Source organism: Limisphaera sp. VF-2 (assembly GCF_049537125.1).
Lineage (GTDB): Bacteria > Verrucomicrobiota > Verrucomicrobiia > Limisphaerales > Limisphaeraceae > Limisphaera.
Window position 1 is genome coordinate 154,853 of sequence record NZ_JBMVQY010000004.1, and the last position, 17,079, is coordinate 171,931.

General features: G+C 65.7%; 10 protein-coding genes. 4 read left to right on the top strand and 6 right to left on the bottom strand.

Annotated elements, in window-relative coordinates:
• Positions 1–34 precede the first annotated feature (34 nt).
• From ACPDIT_RS12585 to ACPDIT_RS12595, 3 genes are read right to left on the bottom strand one after another with little or no spacing between them, the layout of a single operon-like run.
• Positions 35–3,103 carry an efflux RND transporter permease subunit gene (locus ACPDIT_RS12585; RefSeq protein WP_423444012.1) on the bottom strand — a complete coding sequence of 1,023 codons (3,069 nt, stop codon included), beginning with the start codon at positions 3,101–3,103 and terminating at the stop codon, positions 35–37.
• A gap of 27 nt (positions 3,104–3,130) precedes the next feature.
• Complete coding sequence (locus ACPDIT_RS12590; protein ID WP_423444014.1) at positions 3,131–4,408, bottom strand: efflux RND transporter periplasmic adaptor subunit; 1,278 nt, start codon at positions 4,406–4,408, stop codon at positions 3,131–3,133.
• The gene (locus tag ACPDIT_RS12595) at positions 4,405–5,589 is read right to left on the bottom strand and encodes a TolC family protein (RefSeq protein ID WP_423444016.1); all 1,185 of its coding nucleotides are present in this window, start codon (positions 5,587–5,589) and stop codon (positions 4,405–4,407) included. Before ACPDIT_RS12595 ends, ACPDIT_RS12590 begins: the two co-directional genes overlap by 4 nt.
• An 851-nt stretch (positions 5,590–6,440) precedes the next feature.
• On the opposite strand from ACPDIT_RS12595, the gene ACPDIT_RS12600 reads away from it, so the two are divergent.
• Positions 6,441–8,795: a hypothetical protein gene (locus ACPDIT_RS12600; RefSeq protein WP_423444017.1), complete on the top strand. Its 2,355-nt coding sequence runs from the start codon at positions 6,441–6,443 to the stop codon at positions 8,793–8,795.
• 35 nt (positions 8,796–8,830) lie between these two features.
• On the opposite strand, the gene thiL is transcribed toward ACPDIT_RS12600, so the two are convergent.
• Positions 8,831–9,787 (bottom strand): thiamine-phosphate kinase, encoded by a 957-nt coding sequence (thiL, locus tag ACPDIT_RS12605; protein ID WP_423444018.1) that lies wholly within the window; start codon positions 9,785–9,787, stop codon positions 8,831–8,833.
• A gap of 6 nt (positions 9,788–9,793) precedes the next feature.
• A complete protein-coding gene (locus tag ACPDIT_RS12610) occupies positions 9,794–10,699 on the bottom strand; it encodes a lysostaphin resistance A-like protein (protein WP_423444020.1) in 906 nt (301 codons plus the stop codon).
• 940 nt (positions 10,700–11,639) lie between these two features.
• Here ACPDIT_RS12610 and ACPDIT_RS12615 point away from each other — a divergent pair.
• The 3 genes from ACPDIT_RS12615 to ACPDIT_RS12625 all read left to right on the top strand — a co-directional run bounded on the left by ACPDIT_RS12615 (position 11,640) and on the right by ACPDIT_RS12625 (position 15,207).
• Complete coding sequence (locus ACPDIT_RS12615) at positions 11,640–12,278, top strand: hypothetical protein (protein WP_423444022.1); 639 nt, start codon at positions 11,640–11,642, stop codon at positions 12,276–12,278.
• A 61-nt stretch (positions 12,279–12,339) separates the two neighbouring features.
• Complete coding sequence (locus tag ACPDIT_RS12620; protein WP_423444023.1) at positions 12,340–12,978, top strand: PEP-CTERM sorting domain-containing protein; 639 nt, start codon at positions 12,340–12,342, stop codon at positions 12,976–12,978.
• 1,503 nt (positions 12,979–14,481) lie between these two features.
• Positions 14,482–15,207, top strand: coding sequence for a 3-keto-disaccharide hydrolase (locus ACPDIT_RS12625; protein ID WP_423444024.1), 726 nt, complete (start codon positions 14,482–14,484; stop codon positions 15,205–15,207).
• Between the two features lie 521 nt (positions 15,208–15,728).
• Here the strand turns inward: ACPDIT_RS12625 and ACPDIT_RS12630 are convergent.
• Positions 15,729–16,640, bottom strand: coding sequence for an HDOD domain-containing protein (locus ACPDIT_RS12630; protein WP_423444026.1), 912 nt, complete (start codon positions 16,638–16,640; stop codon positions 15,729–15,731).
• Positions 16,641–17,079: the final 439 nt, after the last annotated feature.

Consider the following 17,079-nt stretch of genomic DNA (forward strand, 5'->3'; position numbering starts at 1 on the left):
CCGGGTTCGTTTCGCGCTCCCGGCCCACACTTTTTCAGCGAGCGGCCTCCGGACTCCGCCACGTAACGTAAAGCGCCGGGAGCACCACCAACGTCAGCAAGGTGTTGGTCAGCACGCCGCCGATCACCACGGTGGCCAACGGTCGTTGCACTTCGGCGCCGACCCCGGTGTTCAACGCCATGGGCAGGAACCCGGCCGCGGCCACCAACGCCGTCATCAGCACCGGTCGCAGTCGCACGCGGCAAGCCTCTCGCACCGCGGTTTCCCACGGGATCCCGATGGCAAGTCGCTGACGCATGAACGTGACCAGCACCAGCCCGTTGAGGATCGCCACGCCGCTGAGCGCGATGAATCCGATGGCGGCACTGACGGTGAACGGCATGTCCCGGAGCCACAGAGCCACCACACCGCCGACGGCTCCCAACGGGATCCCGGTGGCCACCATGGCCACGTCCCGCCAGGACCGCAGGCTGAGATAGAGCAGGAAGAACACCAGCCCCAATGCCACGGGGACGATGAACTGCAAACGTCGCACCGCCCGTTGGTAGTGTTCGAACTGGCCGCCCCATTCGAGGCGGTACCCCGCAGGTAGCCGGACCTGTTCGGCCACCCGGCGTTGCGCCTCCGCCACGAAGCCGGCGACATCGCGGCCCTGGACATTGGCCTGCACCGCCACGCGGCGCTGCCCCCACTCGCGCTGGATCACTGCCAATCCCTCGGTCTGGTTGAACAGCGCCAATTGCCCGAGCGGAAGCCACGCGCCCGAGCTGAGGGGCAACAAGAGCCCGGACAGGGTATCCGGGTCACGTCGAATGGAGTCCGGCCAGCGCACCACCAGGGGGAACCGGCGCAGTCCTTCCTGCACGTCGCCCACGGCCAGACCTCCGACCAGCTCCACGGCTGTGAGGATTTCGTCCGCCGCCACGCCAAGGCGATCGGCACTGTCGGATCGCGCCACGACTTGCAAAACCGGCTGCCCGGTCCACGGCTCCAATGCCACATCTCGCGCGCCAGGCACGTCGGCCAGGACTTGGCCGATTCGCTCGGCCAACGAGCGCAGCGTGGCAAGGTCCTCGCCGAACACCTTCACCGCCACATCGCCCCGCAGACCGGCGATCATTTCATTGACCCGCATTTCGATGGGCTGGCTGAACGCCACGCGAATGCCCGGGACCCGCGCCAGCACCTGGCGCATCGCTTCCGCCAGTTCGGCCTGAGTCCGCGCGCGCTTCCACGCATGTCGCGGCTTCAACGCCACGAAGACGTCCGTCACCTCGATCCCCATCGGGTCCGTGGCCACTTCCGCCGAGCCGAGCCGGCTCCAGACCCGCGCGATCTCGTCCGGGAACTCCCGCAACAGTTCCCGTTCGATCCACGTATTGCCCGCGGCAGCCTCCTCCACGGACACGCCTGTGAGACGCACGATGTTGATCGCCAGCGCCCCCTCACCGAGTCGGGGGAGGAACTCTGCACCCCGCTGGGCGGCCAGCAGGGCGCCCGCCCCCACAATCGCCAGCGCACCCAGGAGGGTCGCAGTGCGATAGCGGAGGGCCGCCTCCAGGATCGGCGCGTAAGCGCGCCCCAGCCACCGCGTCAGCCAGGGTTCCTCCTGCCGCGCAGCCCGTGGCAACAACCAACTGGCCAGCACGGGCATCAACGTCAGGGACAGCACCATGGCGCCGAACAGCGCGAAAATCATGGTCAGCGCCATGGGCCGGAACAGCTTCCCCTCCACCCCCTCGAGCGTCAGGACGGGCAGGAACACGATCAGAATGATCAGTTCGCCGAACATGGTGGGACGGCGGACTTCCAGGGCGGCTTCGCGGACGACCTCCAGCAGCGGCCGGTTCGGTCGCAGCGCTGCGTGGCGCGCACAGTTCTCCACCATGATCACCGAGCTGTCCACGATCAGACCAAAATCGATGGCGCCCAGACTCAGCAGGCTGGCGGCAATGCCCGCCTGCAGCATCATCTGCCCCGCAAACAACATGGAGAGCGGGATGGCCAGGGCCACGATCAGCCCGGCTCGCAGATGGCCGAGGAACGCGAACAGGACCGACACCACCAACAGCGCGCCGGCCAGCAGGTTGTGTCGGACCGTCCGGATCACTTGGTCCACCAGCTCGGTCCGATCATAGAAGACCTCGACCTGAATGTCCGCCGGCAGCGTGGATTGCACCTCGGCCAGTTTGGCCCTCAGGGCGCGGGTGACGCGGGCACTGTTTTCCCCCAGAAGCATGAATCCCAGTCCGAGGACGGCCTCTCCGCGGCCTTCGGCCGTCACCGCCCCGATGCGGAGTCCGTGACCGATGTGGACCTCGGCCACGTCTCCCACCCGCACCGGGACGCCCTCCCGGGTCGTCACCACCAGGTTGGCGATTTGCGTCACATGGGTGAGTCGTCCCAGCCCGTGCACCAGCAGGCTTTCGCCGGCCTGGGTGATGACACCTCCACCGACATTGCGGTTGTTGGCTTGGAGCGTCTGGATCAGGTCCTCCACGGTGACCGAGTACTTCAGAAGAAGCTGCGGGTCGGGCACGACGTGGTACTGCTTCTCCAGGCCGCCCCAGGTGTTGACCTCGGCCACGCCCGGGACCTGAAGAAGCGCCGGCCGGATCACCCAGTCGTGCCACTCGCGCAATTCGGCCAGGTTGCGCGCCGGGTTGTCCGTGCGCACGACGTAGTGAAACACCTCGCCGAGGCCCGAAGAGATCGGTCCCAATCGGGGTCGTTCGACTCCCTCCGGCAACTCCACCGTGGCCAGCCGTTCCGCCACCCACTGGCGGGCCAGCGGCATGGGCGTGTCCTCGTCAAACGTCGCCACCACCTGCGCCAGTCCGAATCGGGACAGAGACCGAAGCTGGACCAGGCCGGGCAGCCCGCCGAGGGCCCGCTCCAAGGGCAGAGTGATTTGTTGCTCGATCTCCTCCGCGTTGAGCGCGGGTGCCTGGACGTTGACCTGCACTTGGACGGGCGTGGTGTCCGGAAAGGCGTCCACCGGCAGTTGCTGCAGGGCTTGAATCCCCAACAGCGTGCACAGGCCCGCCAGCACGCAGATCAACAGGCGGTTCTGCAGCGAAAAAACAATGATGCGTTCCAGCATGGTCGTGTCCCTGAGGAAGCCGCGGGATCAATCTTCCGCACAACCGGCACCCAGTCGGGACAGGAACAGTTGCGACTTGAGGGTGAAACCACCCGTGGCGGCCACGGATTCGCCCGGTTGCAGTCCTTCGCAAACCTCCACGCGCTGGCCCCCGACCCGGCCCAGCCGCACCACGCGCGCCTCGAACAGATCAGGCTCCCGCGGCACGAACACCACCGGGGGCCCCTGCGTCCGGTGCACTGCGTCCGCCGGGATCCACAGCGTCGCGCGCGGCGGGCCGATCCACAGCCGCGCCCGCCCGAACATGTGAGCCCGCAACAGGCCGTCGGGGTTCGGGACTTCGGCCAGTACCAGAAGCCGGCGCGTGCGCGCGTCCACTTCGGCCGCGATCCACGCCACCCGACCCGTCACGACCCGGCTCGGCAATGCGTCCAGCCACAGTTCGACCGCCAGTCCGATTCGCAGGGTCGACAGAGCGCTCTCCGGCAGGCTCAGCCGCGCCCGCAACGTAGATCGATCCGCCAGGGTAAACAGCCGTTGGCCGGCTTCCACCCAGGCCCCCCGGATGGCATTGCGTTCGATCACTTCGGCATCCAACGGTGCGCGCACAACCAGAGACGGATCCCGTCGCCCGGGCTCGAGCCAGCCCTCGATCTCCTGTTCCGTGAACCCCAGGGCCCGCAATTGCTCGCGGGCCAGTCGGTGCTCCGCTTCGGCCTGTTGGAAATCTTTTTCCGGCGTGATCTGCCGTGCGCGCAGCCGCTGCTCGCGTTGCAGGGTTTGCCAGCTCGAAGCCAACCGTGTCACTGCTTCCGCGAGGGCCGGCGAGCCGAGCGCGGCCAGGGGCTGTCCGGAGGCCACGCGCGCGCCCAAATCCACGTGCACCTCCCGCAGAATGCCTGCCACGGGAGCGACCACCATCGCCAACCGGTTCGAATCCAGCACCAGCTCTGCCGGACATTCCACCGCCTCTGCAGTGAGGGCCTCTTCCACCGACACGAACGTCACCTGATTCGTCGACGCCGGTGCGGGCAGACGCACCAGCAAGCCCCGGCCCGGCGGCAGCTCGCGCAACCGGTCCGGACCGCAAATCCCACACTCGGCCTCCGGCACACGGTGCTCCCCACAAAAGGCGGCCGGTGCAGCCGCGTCTGCCGCGGTCGTACCCGCGGCGCCCTCCGGGGGACAGCAGGCGTCCGTGTCCGACGCAGCTGCCGATTTCGATTCCGGATCGGAGCAACTGGCTTGCATCACCAAGGCCAGGAGGAGCGAGATTTTTTGAAGAAGACGCATGTGTGGATTCATGGGGAAATTTGAAAAAGTTGAGGGGTCGTGGTGTCGGAGAAAGCGGAGCCGATCAAGGCCTCGTACTCGGCCACGGCTTGCGCCAGTTCCAACCAGCGTTCCCACGAGGCCAGTTCCCATTCCGCCAGCATCTGGCGGGCTGACAAGAGCTCGGCGGTACCCAGGCGCCCCTCCGCCACCGCGATTTCGATCCACTGCAGCATGGCGCGGGCCCGGGGTAAATTCTCCTCGTGATCTCGGGCAACCTGCTCGGCGCCGGAGCGGAGCCGTGCGCGAACCGCCTCGAGGTTGCGTTGCTGCCGCGCCCGGGCCGCCGACGCCATCGCCGAGGCCGCCTCCATCCGCGCCCGAGCCTCTTGCCGCCGGCGTTGCCCGCCATCCCAGGGGGGAAGCGGCAGAGACAGTCGAAGTTCCACAATCGCGTCGCGATCCGGCGCCGCGCCGCGACCGGCAGCCACGGTGAGCGTCGGATCTGGAAACATTTCTAACCGGGCCCGACGCCATTCCAGTTCCGCCTGGTGCCGCTGCCATTCGGCGGCTTGCACCTCGGGGGACCGGGTCGTGTCAGGCACGGTGTCGAGCAGTCGCTTCGCTTGGTGAAGCAGATCAGGCACTTCCCGGCACAAAGCCGACTCGGCCAGATCGGGCTGACCGAGCAGTGACTTCAGGGTCGTCCAAGCCTGTGCCCGCCGTTCCTGCCACACCATGGTTTCGTTTCGCAAACGCGCGGCGGTAAGCTCCGCCTGCAGCCGCTCGGTATCCCAGGCATCTCCCGCCGCGACACGCTCCTGGAGGTTGGACGCCGCGGCTTCCGCCAGCCGCACCCGCTCCTGCGCCAGGGCCAGCGCCTGCTCGGCCGCGAGCACTTGGAGAAAAGCGACTTTCACTTCGCGCACAAGGTGCCGCTGATGAACGGCCAGCGCCGCCTGCTGTGCCTGTTGAACCGCCCGGGCAGCTGCACGGTCCAGCCCCTGCTTGCCCGGCCACGGAACGGTTTGCGTCAGACCCAGCGTCTGTTTGCCTTCCGTCAGGGACCGTTTTCCGGCCGCCGGCGCGTCTTCAAGGGCCAAATCCAGAGCGGGCGACGGCCAAAGGGCAGCAGCCTGTGCGCGCGCCACGGTCGCCTCCGCTTGCGCCCGGACAGCCCGCACCTCGGGATTGTTGCGCAGGGCCAGCTCCACGGCCGCCTCCAGTGTCAGACGATGCGGAGACTCCGGGCTCGGGAAGCCTGCGGAGGCCGTCGCTCCAGCCAACCCCAAAATCCAGCCCGCGCATCCAATTGTGCACGACCCAACAGCGAAAAGAGTTCTCATCCAGACGAACACGAAGACAAACCTGCCTTGCTGCGAAGAAACGGTTGGCTCCTTGTGGAGCCTTGAGAATCTGCTCGCGCCTGGCAGTCAGGCCGGCTTTGCCCTGACGAGAGCTCGCCCTTGCCGGACAGTCGAAGCCCGGTGGGCGCTCAGCTCAACATGTCCGGGGCCCGGGGCGGAAGGGCCGCGCGACAAAGGAAGCGCCAACACCGCGACAGCGCGATGACGGTGTCAGAAGAAGACGCCGCGCTTGCTGAAGCGCTGGTTTGCAACGCACCTGGGGCCGTGGCCTCCCAGCCACCAGGAAGCCAGACATCGCAGATCGACGCCGGGCCCGGGGACCAATCCTTGTCTTCGGCCCGCAGCCAGCCCTGCTCCAGCCCCGCACAGAACTCGTTGCAGCAAGAAGAACCCGCCGGCATGGGCCACCCTGCCGGACAACAGGGATCCGCTTCAGCCCACTCGGCCAACCCTTCCAAACGACAATGCTGGGTCGCCGGCAGCCAAGCCGCCAGCAGCAGCCACGCCCACCATCGCACCCAGCGCGTCATCGCCTCGTAATAAAGCCCCAGAGGTCCCGCGCGTCAAGCCCCTCCGCTACCCGCCGGCCGCCTCGTCCGCAGGCGCCAGCGTTTCTTCTCGACATCCACGGTTCCGGATGGGTCATCGTTCATCAGACCATGAAACATCCACCTCGCGCACGAAAGGCACCACCCGGGATGGCCCCTGCGAAAATCGTGGTTTGGCTTCTGGTTGTGCCGGTGTGCGGCCTGCTTGAGATTGCGCCGCACGTCGCTGCAGAGCCGGCGCCGCTGCGCAGCTTGGCTCCGGGCAATGTATTCTTCGAGGGACAATCCGTTCGCGTGTCGCTGCCCGCTGAGCCCGCCGAATGGTTCCTCGTAGATTTCGAGGGCCATCGGCTTCGCCGCCTGGAAGCCGCCCCCGGGCCCGTGGAGCTGGGCCGGTTGCCCGCGGGCTTTTACCGTCTCCGTCCGGTGAGCGGTCCGGAAACCTTGTGGGTGTCCATCGGTGTCCTGCCCGCGCTGCGACGCCCGCCGGGACCCGGTTCCCCCGTCAGTCTGGACGTGGCGATGTCGTGGTTTTACCCGCCCGAACAAATGAGTGCCGTGGCCACCCTTTGCCAATACGCGGGCGTGGTCCGGGTGCGGGATCGGCTGCGGTGGGCGGAGATCCAGCCCTCGCGCCAGCAGTGGGCCGCTGGCACGCGCTACGATCGCGCCGCCCAGGCCCAGAGCGCCGCCGGACTGCAAGTGCTGCAGGTGATTCACGATACGCCGCGCTGGGCGGGGGCCGACCCGCGGAGGTTTCCCGACGACCTGCGAGACGCGTATCATTTCTGGTCCGCGTTGGCCCGACGTTGGGCGGGCCGGGTCGAAGCCTTCGAACCGTGGAACGAAGCGGACATCCACGTCTTCGGCGGCCACACAAGCGCAGAAATGGCCGCCTACCAAAAGGCCGCCTGGTGGGGGATCAAAGCCGGAAATCCGCGCGCCCTGGTGGGCTGGAACGTCTTCGCCCACGCCAACCCGGCGCACCTGGCCGACCTGGACGCCAACCTGGCCTGGCCTTACTTCGACACCTACAACTTCCACCATTACGTACCGTTCGATCAGTACCCGGCCCTCTACGCGCGACACCGCGCCACTTCCGGCGGCCGGCCCTTCTGGGTCACCGAAGCGGCCCTGCCGGTGCGTTGGGCCGGCGACCCGCAGCTTCAGGAGCCAAGCGAGGAGGATTTGCGAATCCAGGCCGAGCGGGTGGCGAAAACCTTCGCCGCGAGTTTGCACGAGGGCGCCGCAGCGGTCTTCTATTTCCTCCTGCCCCACTACGTCGAGGGGCAAACCCAGTTCGGCCTTCTGCGCCGCGATCTCACCCCGCGCCCGGCTTACGTGGCGCTGGCGGCCGTGGGCCGATGGCTGGCCGAAGCCCGACCGCTGGGACGCGCCCGGGCCGACGCGCGCGGGCTCCGTCTATTTGTCTTTCGGGCCCGACCCGACGGGCGATGGCGCGATGTGGCCGTGGCGTGGACCGAAAAAGAAACCGGGCGCCTCTCACTGCCCTCGGAGCCTTTGGAGATACGCGACCTTTTGGGCCGACCGCGGCCCGTGACGAAATCCGTGCAGCTTGGCCGCGCCCCGCTGTTTCTCATCTTTCGCGCCGGGCAGGGCATGACCTTGGTGGAAGAATCCCCGCCACCGGCCCCGCCGCGCCGGCCCGGGACCCCTTCGCCGGTCGTGCTCCAGCCGGTCTGGCCCCCAGACCGCGTCGAGTTGGCTCAATCGGCTTACCGGGTCAGGAAAGGTGCGCCCGTCGAAATCCCCATCCGCGTTTACCATTTCGGGGACCGGCCACTGCGTGGCTCTTTCGAAGTCCAAACTCCGCCAGGGTGGACGGTCGAGTTCCCCGACTCCACCGCTTTGCATCCGGGAGAGCGACAAGACCTGGCCCTGCGCCTCACGGGACCGCGCACGCCGGGTCCGCTCGTTCACACCTTACGCCTCATCGGCCGATTTTGCGGCGAATCGGACAGCGCGCTGTCCTTGCGACTCTTGCCAGAACCCTTCGGGGAAAGCTCGGGCCTGAAAGCGCTGCCTCAGACGGTTCGGGCTGCGCGATGGCAGGCGCGCGTCTCCGGGGCCGGTCCGTGTGAAATCCGCCAACTCCAAGAGGGCGTCGAAGTGGCCGCAGCCCCTGGGGGCGCCGACCCGTGGTTTTACCCGGAACTTTCCCTGGAACCGGACGAGGTCCCACCGCCGCATTGCAAGGGCCTGCTGCTCCGTTTCCAACGCAACGCGGGCCACGCAACCTATCGACTCATCCTTCAGGAAGCCTCGGGCGCAGCGTACGTTCTGGACCTGGAAAACCCACCGCCCCCCGGAGAGAGCCGGGACGTGTTCTTCTGGTTCGACCGCGCCGTTTTCGGCGCGGGCTGGAGCCCGCCCGATCCCAACGGAAAACTGGACCCCGACCAGATCCGCGTGATCAAACTGGGCGGCAACGGGCCCGGCCCCGTGCGATACCAGTTCCGCGAGCTTGCCTGGGTGTGCGATTGAGGCCGCGGCCGAGCCCCGGATCCCCGTGCGAGCCGTCAGTCGTCGTGGTCCGTGTCAGCCCCGGAGAAGTGCTGATAACCCTGCAGCGTCAGCGGTTGCACCTCCTGCCGATCGCGCAACACCAGCATGGGTTCGGCCAGAATCTTGCCGATGCAACTGAGCCGCAGCTCTGGAAAGGTCTTTTTCCAGCCGTCCACCAACGGCACCGCGTCCCGCGCCGCCACGGTGAACAGTAGCTCGAAATCCTCGCCGTCCGTCAGTGCCGCCACCAACGGGGGCTTGGCCGCACTGGAAAGCAGGGCAGCCTGTCGCGCAGCTCGACTGACCGGAATGGCGCGCTTCAAAAGCTCGGCTCCCACGCCGCTGGCCCGCAATAAATGCCGGAGGTCACCCGCCAGACCGTCGCTCAAATCGATCATCGCGTGAATGTCGAAGTGCTCCACCAGCCATTGCGCCTCCCGGAGTCGCGGCTCGAAGTCCAAATGCTTCCCCGCCGCCGACCCCCCCAGTTCTCCCGTCACGAAGATTGCGTCGCCAGCCCGTGCCCCGGAACGAAGCACTGCGCGGCCCGCCGGCACCCAACCCCAAAGCGCCACCGACAAAAACATTCCGCCGGGATTTCGCGTCGTTTCCCCACCCACCACGGCCACCTCGTACCGCCGGGCCAGCGCCGTCAACCCCGCGTACACGCGCACCACCCGCTCCGCGTCGTAGCCTTCCGGAAGCCCCAACGTCACCAGCGCCGCCAGCGGCCGCCCTCCCATCGCCGCCACATCGCTCAAACAACGCGCCAGGGCTTTGTGCCCGATCTTCTCCGGCGGTGCCTCCGGGGTGAAATGTACCCCTTCCACCACCGCATCGGTCTTGAACAGCCAGTCCCGCCCGGTCCCTTCCGCCCGCAGCACGGCGCAATCGTCCCCGGCCGGCACCAGCACCTCCGGTCGGCCCGGCAGACCGTCCACGAGCCGTTCGATCAATGCAAACTCCTCCATCTCTCTTCAACCTCCGGCCCACCAGCGCTGATACACCTGCAGCGCCGCAAAGTTCAGCGCGTTGAACACCGCGTGCGCCACGATCGGTGCCAACAAATTCCCCGTCCGCTCGTACAACCACGCCAGCGCCAGCGCCAGCCCGACCAGCGCCACGAACGAAGCCGCATTCGCATGCACCAACGCAAAGAGCAGGGCCGTGCCCCACCAGGCCAGCCGGGGATAGCCGACCTGCTGCAGCGTGTGAAAAAGCAAACCTCGAAACAACGCCTCCTCGGCCGGCGGCGCCAGGCCGATCGCCACCACCGCCATGGCCAGTTGCTGTCGCCAGTCCGGTGTCGTCTGCAACACCTGCACCGCCACCTGAACCTCCGCCGGATAGTGAAACCGGTGCAGCACCGCCATCGTGAGCAGCTGCAACGCCCAGGCCACCGGCAGGATCACACACGCCGTAGCCACACCCAGCCCCAAAGCCCGTCCCGGCCGGAGCCGCAGCCCGAACGCTTCCCGCCATCCGGTCCCGTGCTCGCGCAAAAACAACGTCACCAGAACCAGGGTCGCCCCCTGGAAACTCAGCCCTGCCAGCACCAACTGCGGCAGGCCGGGCCGACGTTCCAGGCCCGGAACCCACTGGTGCGCCAGACTCAACAAAACAAGGCCCACGTAGAATCCCGGTCCAAAGTGGAGTGCCCATCGCCGGAAGGAGTCCCACCGAATCGGTTGGCGCGTCATTCGCAACGCCCACCCCAGTGCAATCATCCCCACCACCGCTGCCAACGACACCCGCCACGTCAGATGCTCGCCGGACCACGCCCGCCACAGCAGGCCGGCCCACGCTCCGAGAAGAACGCAGGTCAATACTCCCACCACCAGCCGCAGCAGCGCCTCCGGGCGCCAGGGTAAATCGCACTTCATCACTGCCGAGTCAGCCTAACCCATCCGGGACCACGAAACGAAGCAAATCGGGCCCGCCCTGCATGCGATGCGATCCACCCTGCTTCATGTCGGCAACGGGCGTTTGCACGAAAAGGTCCCGCCGGGTTCCCAGGCCGACGGTCCGTTTCCGCGGTGGAGGAACCGGCTGACGGGCGCCGTGAACGCCGGGGAACCACCGAGCCGCCGAGTTCATGGCAGAATCGAGCCGGCGGATCGGTCTCTCGAGAGGGCCGGTCGTCGACTCCCGGATCGCTCGGTCGCGTTCGTCCGGAAGGCCCTGCTCGTTCCCGAAATCTTCTGCCGCGTCCTGCGCGGCTCGAACGGCCACCTTCGTGTGTGACTGCCCTGGCCGGGATTGCTGCGAATCGTTTCTCGGCTTCATGCTGCCGGAGCGCTCTCGGTTCCCCTCAGCCGGTTGACCGCAATGACCCAGAGAACCGAAGCTTCCCCATTCCACCTCTTCGGCAGGCTTTTTTGCGAGTGAGGCCCATGTTCGACCGTGCGATCATCCGCGGCCACTCGAACTACAGCTTGCTGACAAGCCTGTGGATCTGTTGGCACATCCAATGCTGTTATCCTGATGGTGCGAGGCGAGAGCCGCCTCCACCCCGGTGCCGGTGGTTGGGGTCGAACAGGAACGGGATCATGCGCAAGTCATTTTGGTGCAATGTGTTGTGATCATTCCGCTGCGATAGCGGACCGCGACAGCGCTCGGTCGGCTGCGAACGAATCGTGGCCCCGGCAGAAGCCGGGCACCGGGGGCGCCGGTTCTCCCTTGGGCGCCTTGTTCCGGGTCGTCTCAAACCGGACCACCGGCGGCTCGATGCGTTCAAAATTTTTTCCAAAAACCTGTTGACAGGATTCGACGACTCTGGGAAAGTGGCGTCGCACACGGTAAACAACAACAGCACAGAGGACCATGAGAACCAAAGCACTACTGGTCGCTGCGACCTTCGCAGCAGGTCTCGCCACCTCAATGGCGCAAAACGTGTACTCCCTGAACGTCGTGGGGTACTACAACGTCACCATCCCGCCGAACAGCTTCGCGCTGATCGCGAACCAGCTGAACACAACGAACAACACGATCGCCGCTTTGCTGCCATCGGTACCTCCTGGCACTCAGTTTTTCAAGTATGTGACCGGCACAGGGTGGCAGTCCTACCTGTTTGACGAGTTTGAGTTGGCATGGACTCCGGATGGCAACGCAACGCTGAATCCGGGTGAGGGTGGGTTCATCAAGAACAACACCTCGCAGCCCCTTACGATCACATTCGTGGGCGAGGTCCTGCAAGGTTCGCTGACAAATCCGATTCCCGCCGGTTTCGCCGTGCGGAGCTCCATGGTCCCGCAAGCAGGGACGCTGACCGCCTTGGCCTTCCCTGCGGTGCCCGGCGACCAAGTCTACAAGTACACGCCTGGAAGCGGGTACACCTCGTACTTGTTTGACGAGTTTGAATTGGCTTGGACGCCGAGCGATCCGTCCGTCGGTGTTGGCGAAGCGTTCTTCAGCCGAAAGGGCCAAGCAGTTAACTGGGTGCGGAACTTCACCGTGCAGTAAAGCTGTGAAAGCCTGCTGATTCCGTGTGTAAACAGCAACCCGAGCAGTATCCGGAGAGCCTATGAAGAAACTGATCATCAGCGCATTGGCAACCTGTGCAGCCATCTCAGTCGTTGCCCAGGGTACAGTGACATTTGTGAATAACGTCACCGGAGTTCTGAGGGCTCCGGTGTATGGACCCTTGGGGCCGAATGACACCGTATCAATCGTCGGGAACACCCCGACCGGCCTTCCGGCTGGAACCGCGGATTATGGCGGTCGTCCCTTGTTGGCTGGATCCGGTTACACCGCGCAGCTTTTCGCTGCTCCCGGTGCTGGCCAGCCCGAGTCCAGCCTGCAGCCGGCTACTCCGACGACAACCTTCCGCACTGGCGCGGCCGCTGGCTTCGTGGCTATCGTGACTGCTACCCTGCAGGGAGTCCCGAAGGACGCTCCGGTGGCCACGCTGCAGATGAGAGTGTGGGATAACAGAGGCGGGACTGTGACCACTTGGGCGCAGGCTGAGGCACTCTGGCTCTCTGGGCAACTTGCCGCAGGGAAATCCCCGCTGTTCAACGTCAACGCCATTGGTGGGGATTTGAATACTCCGCCCAACCTGGTGGGCCTGCAGAGCTTCAACATCTACTACATCCCCGAGCCGGGCACGCTGGCGCTGCTGGGCTTGGGCGCGCTGGGCCTGATGATCTTCCGTCGGAAGTAATCGGCTGACAGCCTTTTCCAGGGCCGCACGGTTCACCGTGCGGCCTTTCTTTTTCACAAAAACTCTGAGTCCCTTGTTTCGGGACCCAGGGAGATGCAGACGGCGCACGTCATCCCCGGGCTGCAGGACAGGCCTCGGCATTCGCTTCGCCACCATCGAACGAACCAATCGCCTGCGGACACCCCGAGCCGACCGCCCATGCCCGCATGGCCGCGGCGCAATGCACGCGGAGGGGACCGTATCGAGGAGGTTGTCGAACCAAAAGTGGATCTTCCAGACGGAGGTAGTTGCTGGCCGGTCACGAATCGTGACGACGCCAATGGCCGAATGGCCTTCGCGAAAAACGCCCGGTATCCGCCGCCGGCAGGCGGCGGAGGACTCGAGGAAGCCCGCGCGGTCCTGGGAGAGGTGATCCGTCCATCCGACGACTCTTCAGTCGGCCGCGACCGGGCCGAGCCTCGCCAGCCTTCCGGCTGCCACGGAGTCGAGCACTGGGTAGCCACCCCTCGCAGGGGGCGGACTGGGAATCGAATCTCGGCCTCGCTCCGAGTGTTGCGACCGCTGCCGGGCAGCAAACAGAGAGTTGTTACACCGACTTTCGTCGGTGGTTGGCAGGCTTTTTCGAAAACCCACCGATTTCCGTTGGCGGCTACTTGAGCCGCTTCTGCAGGTCCTGTGGGCTGACTATTCTGTGTGTTTTGTGTGATCTGTGGGCTTTTCATCTCCGTGTTCTGCGGGCTGGAAGCCCGCGATCGGGAGGTGTAGCCGCCGCCGGGAGGCAGCGGATCGGAGGATTCTGAATCCGTGCCTACGTTTGCGGGTGTAGTCACCGCAGTACCTCAGCGATCTGTGGGGCGTTCCCACGACATCCGTCGGTGGCTGAGAAGTTCTCTGCATCATTTCCGTCGGCGGCTACCGAGTCGTAGATCGGGTCGCCACCGCGGGAACTCGGTGGGTGCTCACCAGTCCGCGGATTGCCATGGCAGGTAAAGAAACGGATTCCGCCAATTGACATCGGCGGCTACGGAACAGGGTCCCGCCGACTCCCGTCGACGGCTGCCGAGCGACTTCTGTGTATTCTGTGTGATCTGTGGGCTCTTTTCTCCGCGGGTTCTGCGGGCTGGAAGCCCCGGATCCGGAAAGTTTTGGAGCCGTCGCCGGTAGGCGGCGGACAATCCATGCAACCCACGCGCCCACGCGATAGGTCATCGGTACCATCCGCCGACTGCCATCGGCGGCTACGGGGTGGGGGAATTCGGCAGCCACCGCGGGAACGCGGTGAATCTTGGGTCGGTCCGCCGATTCTAATCGGCGGGTTCTGCAGGATTTCTGCGTCTCCTGCATGCACCATGGGCTTTGCTTCGATCCGTATCTTCGACTCGAGCCGGGCAACGCACCGATCGACTCTGGCCGAAGGAGGCGGAGTTGGATTCGCGGTGCCCGAGGGGCCGCAACTGCAGGGTTGCGTCGCCGATTGCGCGTCCATCTACTGTTGCCCGTGCTATGAAAACCAGAAGTCCTCTCCTCGCCTTGAACCTCCACGCGGTGCTGCTGTTCACCCTGGCGCTCCCCGGTCCTTCCGGCCGGGCAGCCGAACCAGCGGGTGCGGCTCGGGTCGTGAACCCGGGCCCGCCGCCCTCGGACGCGATTGTCCTTTTCGATGGGAAAAACTTGGACGCCTGGGAGAGCGAACAGGGCGGCCCGGCGCGCTGGCGCATCGAGGACGGTGCCATGGTGGTGGTCGGCGGGACGGGAAACATCCGAACCCGACGCGCCTTTGGTGACTGTCAGCTTCACATCGAGTGGGCCACCCCGGAAAAGATCGAAGGCGAAGGCCAGGGGCGCGGCAACAGCGGCGTCTTCCTCATGGGTCGGTACGAGGTGCAGATCCTCGATTCATGGCAGAATCCCACGTATCAAAACGGGCAAGCCGGCGCCGTCTATGGTCAGGCACCTCCCCTGGTCAACGCCTCCCGGCCCCCCGGCCAGTGGCAAACCTACGACATCATTTTCCGGGCGCCCCGACGAGATGGCTCCGGCAAAGTGGTCCGTCCCGCCACCATTACCGTGCTTCACAACGGTGTGCTGGTGCAGGACCACTTCGAGATCCGGGGCAGCACCTACCTGGAGCGACCTCAATACGAACCGCATCCGGACAAACTGCCGTTGGTCCTTCAAGACCACGGTAACCCCGTGCGCTTCCGGAACATCTGGATTCGAGAACTTTGATCTTTCGGCTCGACCTGTCTTGTGCGTCGGCCGATGGATCCGCCGAGCCTCCATCCGGTCCCAGTCTGACCCCGACCGGACTTCCGCGGCCAAGAGCCATTTGCGTGAACCGGGTCGAGGCGGTTTCCGGCCAGGCCCCGGGAGCCCCCCGCGGTGCTCCCTCCGCAAAGGTGAGAGATTGGAAGGGAATGCCAGCTCAGCCGGACCGGCAAGACCTTGCCCCGGGCGGGAAGGGTGACTTGCAGAAGCCCCTCGGGACCACGGCCTCCTACAGGGCTCGGTTCGAAGGGTTTTCCCAAGTGTTCCAGGGACTTGCCCTGCCGTTCCGCGGAGAGAGGGACTTCGGCGAGGAGTGCCGACGACGTTGCTGGGGAGCTTCGAACCGAACAGGAACCGGCGCCCGACCCCGGGGTGGGGCACGGCGGGGAGCGACCCCGGCACCTGTTCCGACGTGGAACCGGCAGTCGGCGCCGGACCGGAGATCGGCCTGATTTCGAAGCGAGGGGTTCCAAACAGGCCGGTTAGACCAGACCTTCAAGAATGTGAGGCAGCCGTTCGAGACTGCGCTCGAGCGACGCGCGCGCGATGGCCTGCTCCGAATCCTGCGGGTTGGGGAACAACAGCTTCCAGCCGGCCGATTCCTGGCACTGCTCGCGAGTGACGGGCACGTGGTTGCCGCTGTAGCCGATGCCCTCGGCCCGCAACAACAGGTCCGCTACATGCACCGACGCCACCAGCGCCGTGTGCTGTTCCGAGTCCTGCGGCCGGTGATGATAACGGGCAGCACGGACCATCAGGTCCGGCAGCCGTTGCCGCTCCAGATACATCGCGCCCAGTTCGGCATGGTCCAGTCCCAGGATCTCACGCTCGATTTCGGTCAGTTCCCGCGTGCCCGCACCGGCCTGACGATGAATCTCGGCAAAATGCTCCGGGAACGACCAGGCCATCACGATCTTGCCCACGTCATGGACCAGCCCCGCCACATAGTCCGACTCATCCATCGGCGTTTGCACCGTGCTGAGCACTTCGCGCGTCAGCAGGGCCACGCCGATGCAGTGCTGCCAAAATTCCCGCCAGGGAAACTGGCACTGCCGCGTCAGGCGCTGAAAATCCTCGATGATGGGCGTGACCAGGGCCAACTGCCGGATCTGTCGCACCCCCAGGTAGAACACCGCTTCCTCGATGCTGTTCACCGGCTGCGCCAGGCCGTAATAGACAGAGTTGACCAGCCGGAGGAGCCGCGACGTCAAACTGGGATCGCGCCGGATGATCTCCGAAATCTGTGCCGAGTAGCGCTGCTCCGCATGCAACAGCTCTTGCAAGGCCTTGTTGATGCTGCCCAGAGACGGCAGCGAGGGACAACGCGCCAGATGAGCCTGAATCTGACTCAGGCTCAACGGCCGCACAGTGCTGTTGGCAGCGACTTCCGGCATAGCCTTTTGTCGAATCGATACCTGCCTCTTCATCGGCAGAGACCGACCGGGAATTGAGGAAAATTCGCCGACCCTGACCGGGTGATCTCCGCCCCGAAGGGGCACGGAAGCACGGACCCGGAAGGTCGACGATGATCCCGCCGTCTCCTAGGTACGGCGTTTGCCGCGGCCTTTGACACCCGGCAGAGTTGCCGGGATTCCATTGTCGCCAATGAGACTCCCGATTCAGGGGGTGGCATCGGGAGTGGGAGGCGAGGTCGGACGTCGTCGCACGAATGGAGTGCTCGAGGCCACGGTGCCCTGCCGCTTTGAAAAGGCCGGAACCCGTTGCCAGCCCACCGACGGAGTCAGAACTCGCCCGGCGCCCCTGCCGCATGGTAGCGCAGACTTCTGACTCTGCCGGATCGCAGCCCTCCGGTCTGCGGGCGCTTCGGCAAGC

Bases quoted from the DNA above. Each gene is read 5' to 3' on its own strand.
- ACPDIT_RS12585 (WP_423444012.1), bottom strand. From the start codon at position 3,103: ATGCTGGAACGCATCATTGTTTTTTCGCTGCAGAACCGCCTGTTGATC.
- ACPDIT_RS12590 (WP_423444014.1), bottom strand. From the start codon at position 4,408: ATGAATCCACACATGCGTCTTCTTCAAAAAATCTCGCTCCTCCTGGCC.
- ACPDIT_RS12600 (WP_423444017.1), top strand. From the start codon at position 6,441: ATGGCCCCTGCGAAAATCGTGGTTTGGCTTCTGGTTGTGCCGGTGTGC.
- thiL (WP_423444018.1), bottom strand. From the start codon at position 9,787: ATGGAGGAGTTTGCATTGATCGAACGGCTCGTGGACGGTCTGCCGGGC.
- ACPDIT_RS12610 (WP_423444020.1), bottom strand. From the start codon at position 10,699: ATGAAGTGCGATTTACCCTGGCGCCCGGAGGCGCTGCTGCGGCTGGTG.
- ACPDIT_RS12615 (WP_423444022.1), top strand. From the start codon at position 11,640: ATGAGAACCAAAGCACTACTGGTCGCTGCGACCTTCGCAGCAGGTCTC.
- ACPDIT_RS12620 (WP_423444023.1), top strand. From the start codon at position 12,340: ATGAAGAAACTGATCATCAGCGCATTGGCAACCTGTGCAGCCATCTCA.
- ACPDIT_RS12625 (WP_423444024.1), top strand. From the start codon at position 14,482: ATGAAAACCAGAAGTCCTCTCCTCGCCTTGAACCTCCACGCGGTGCTG.
- ACPDIT_RS12630 (WP_423444026.1), bottom strand. From the start codon at position 16,640: ATGCCGGAAGTCGCTGCCAACAGCACTGTGCGGCCGTTGAGCCTGAGT.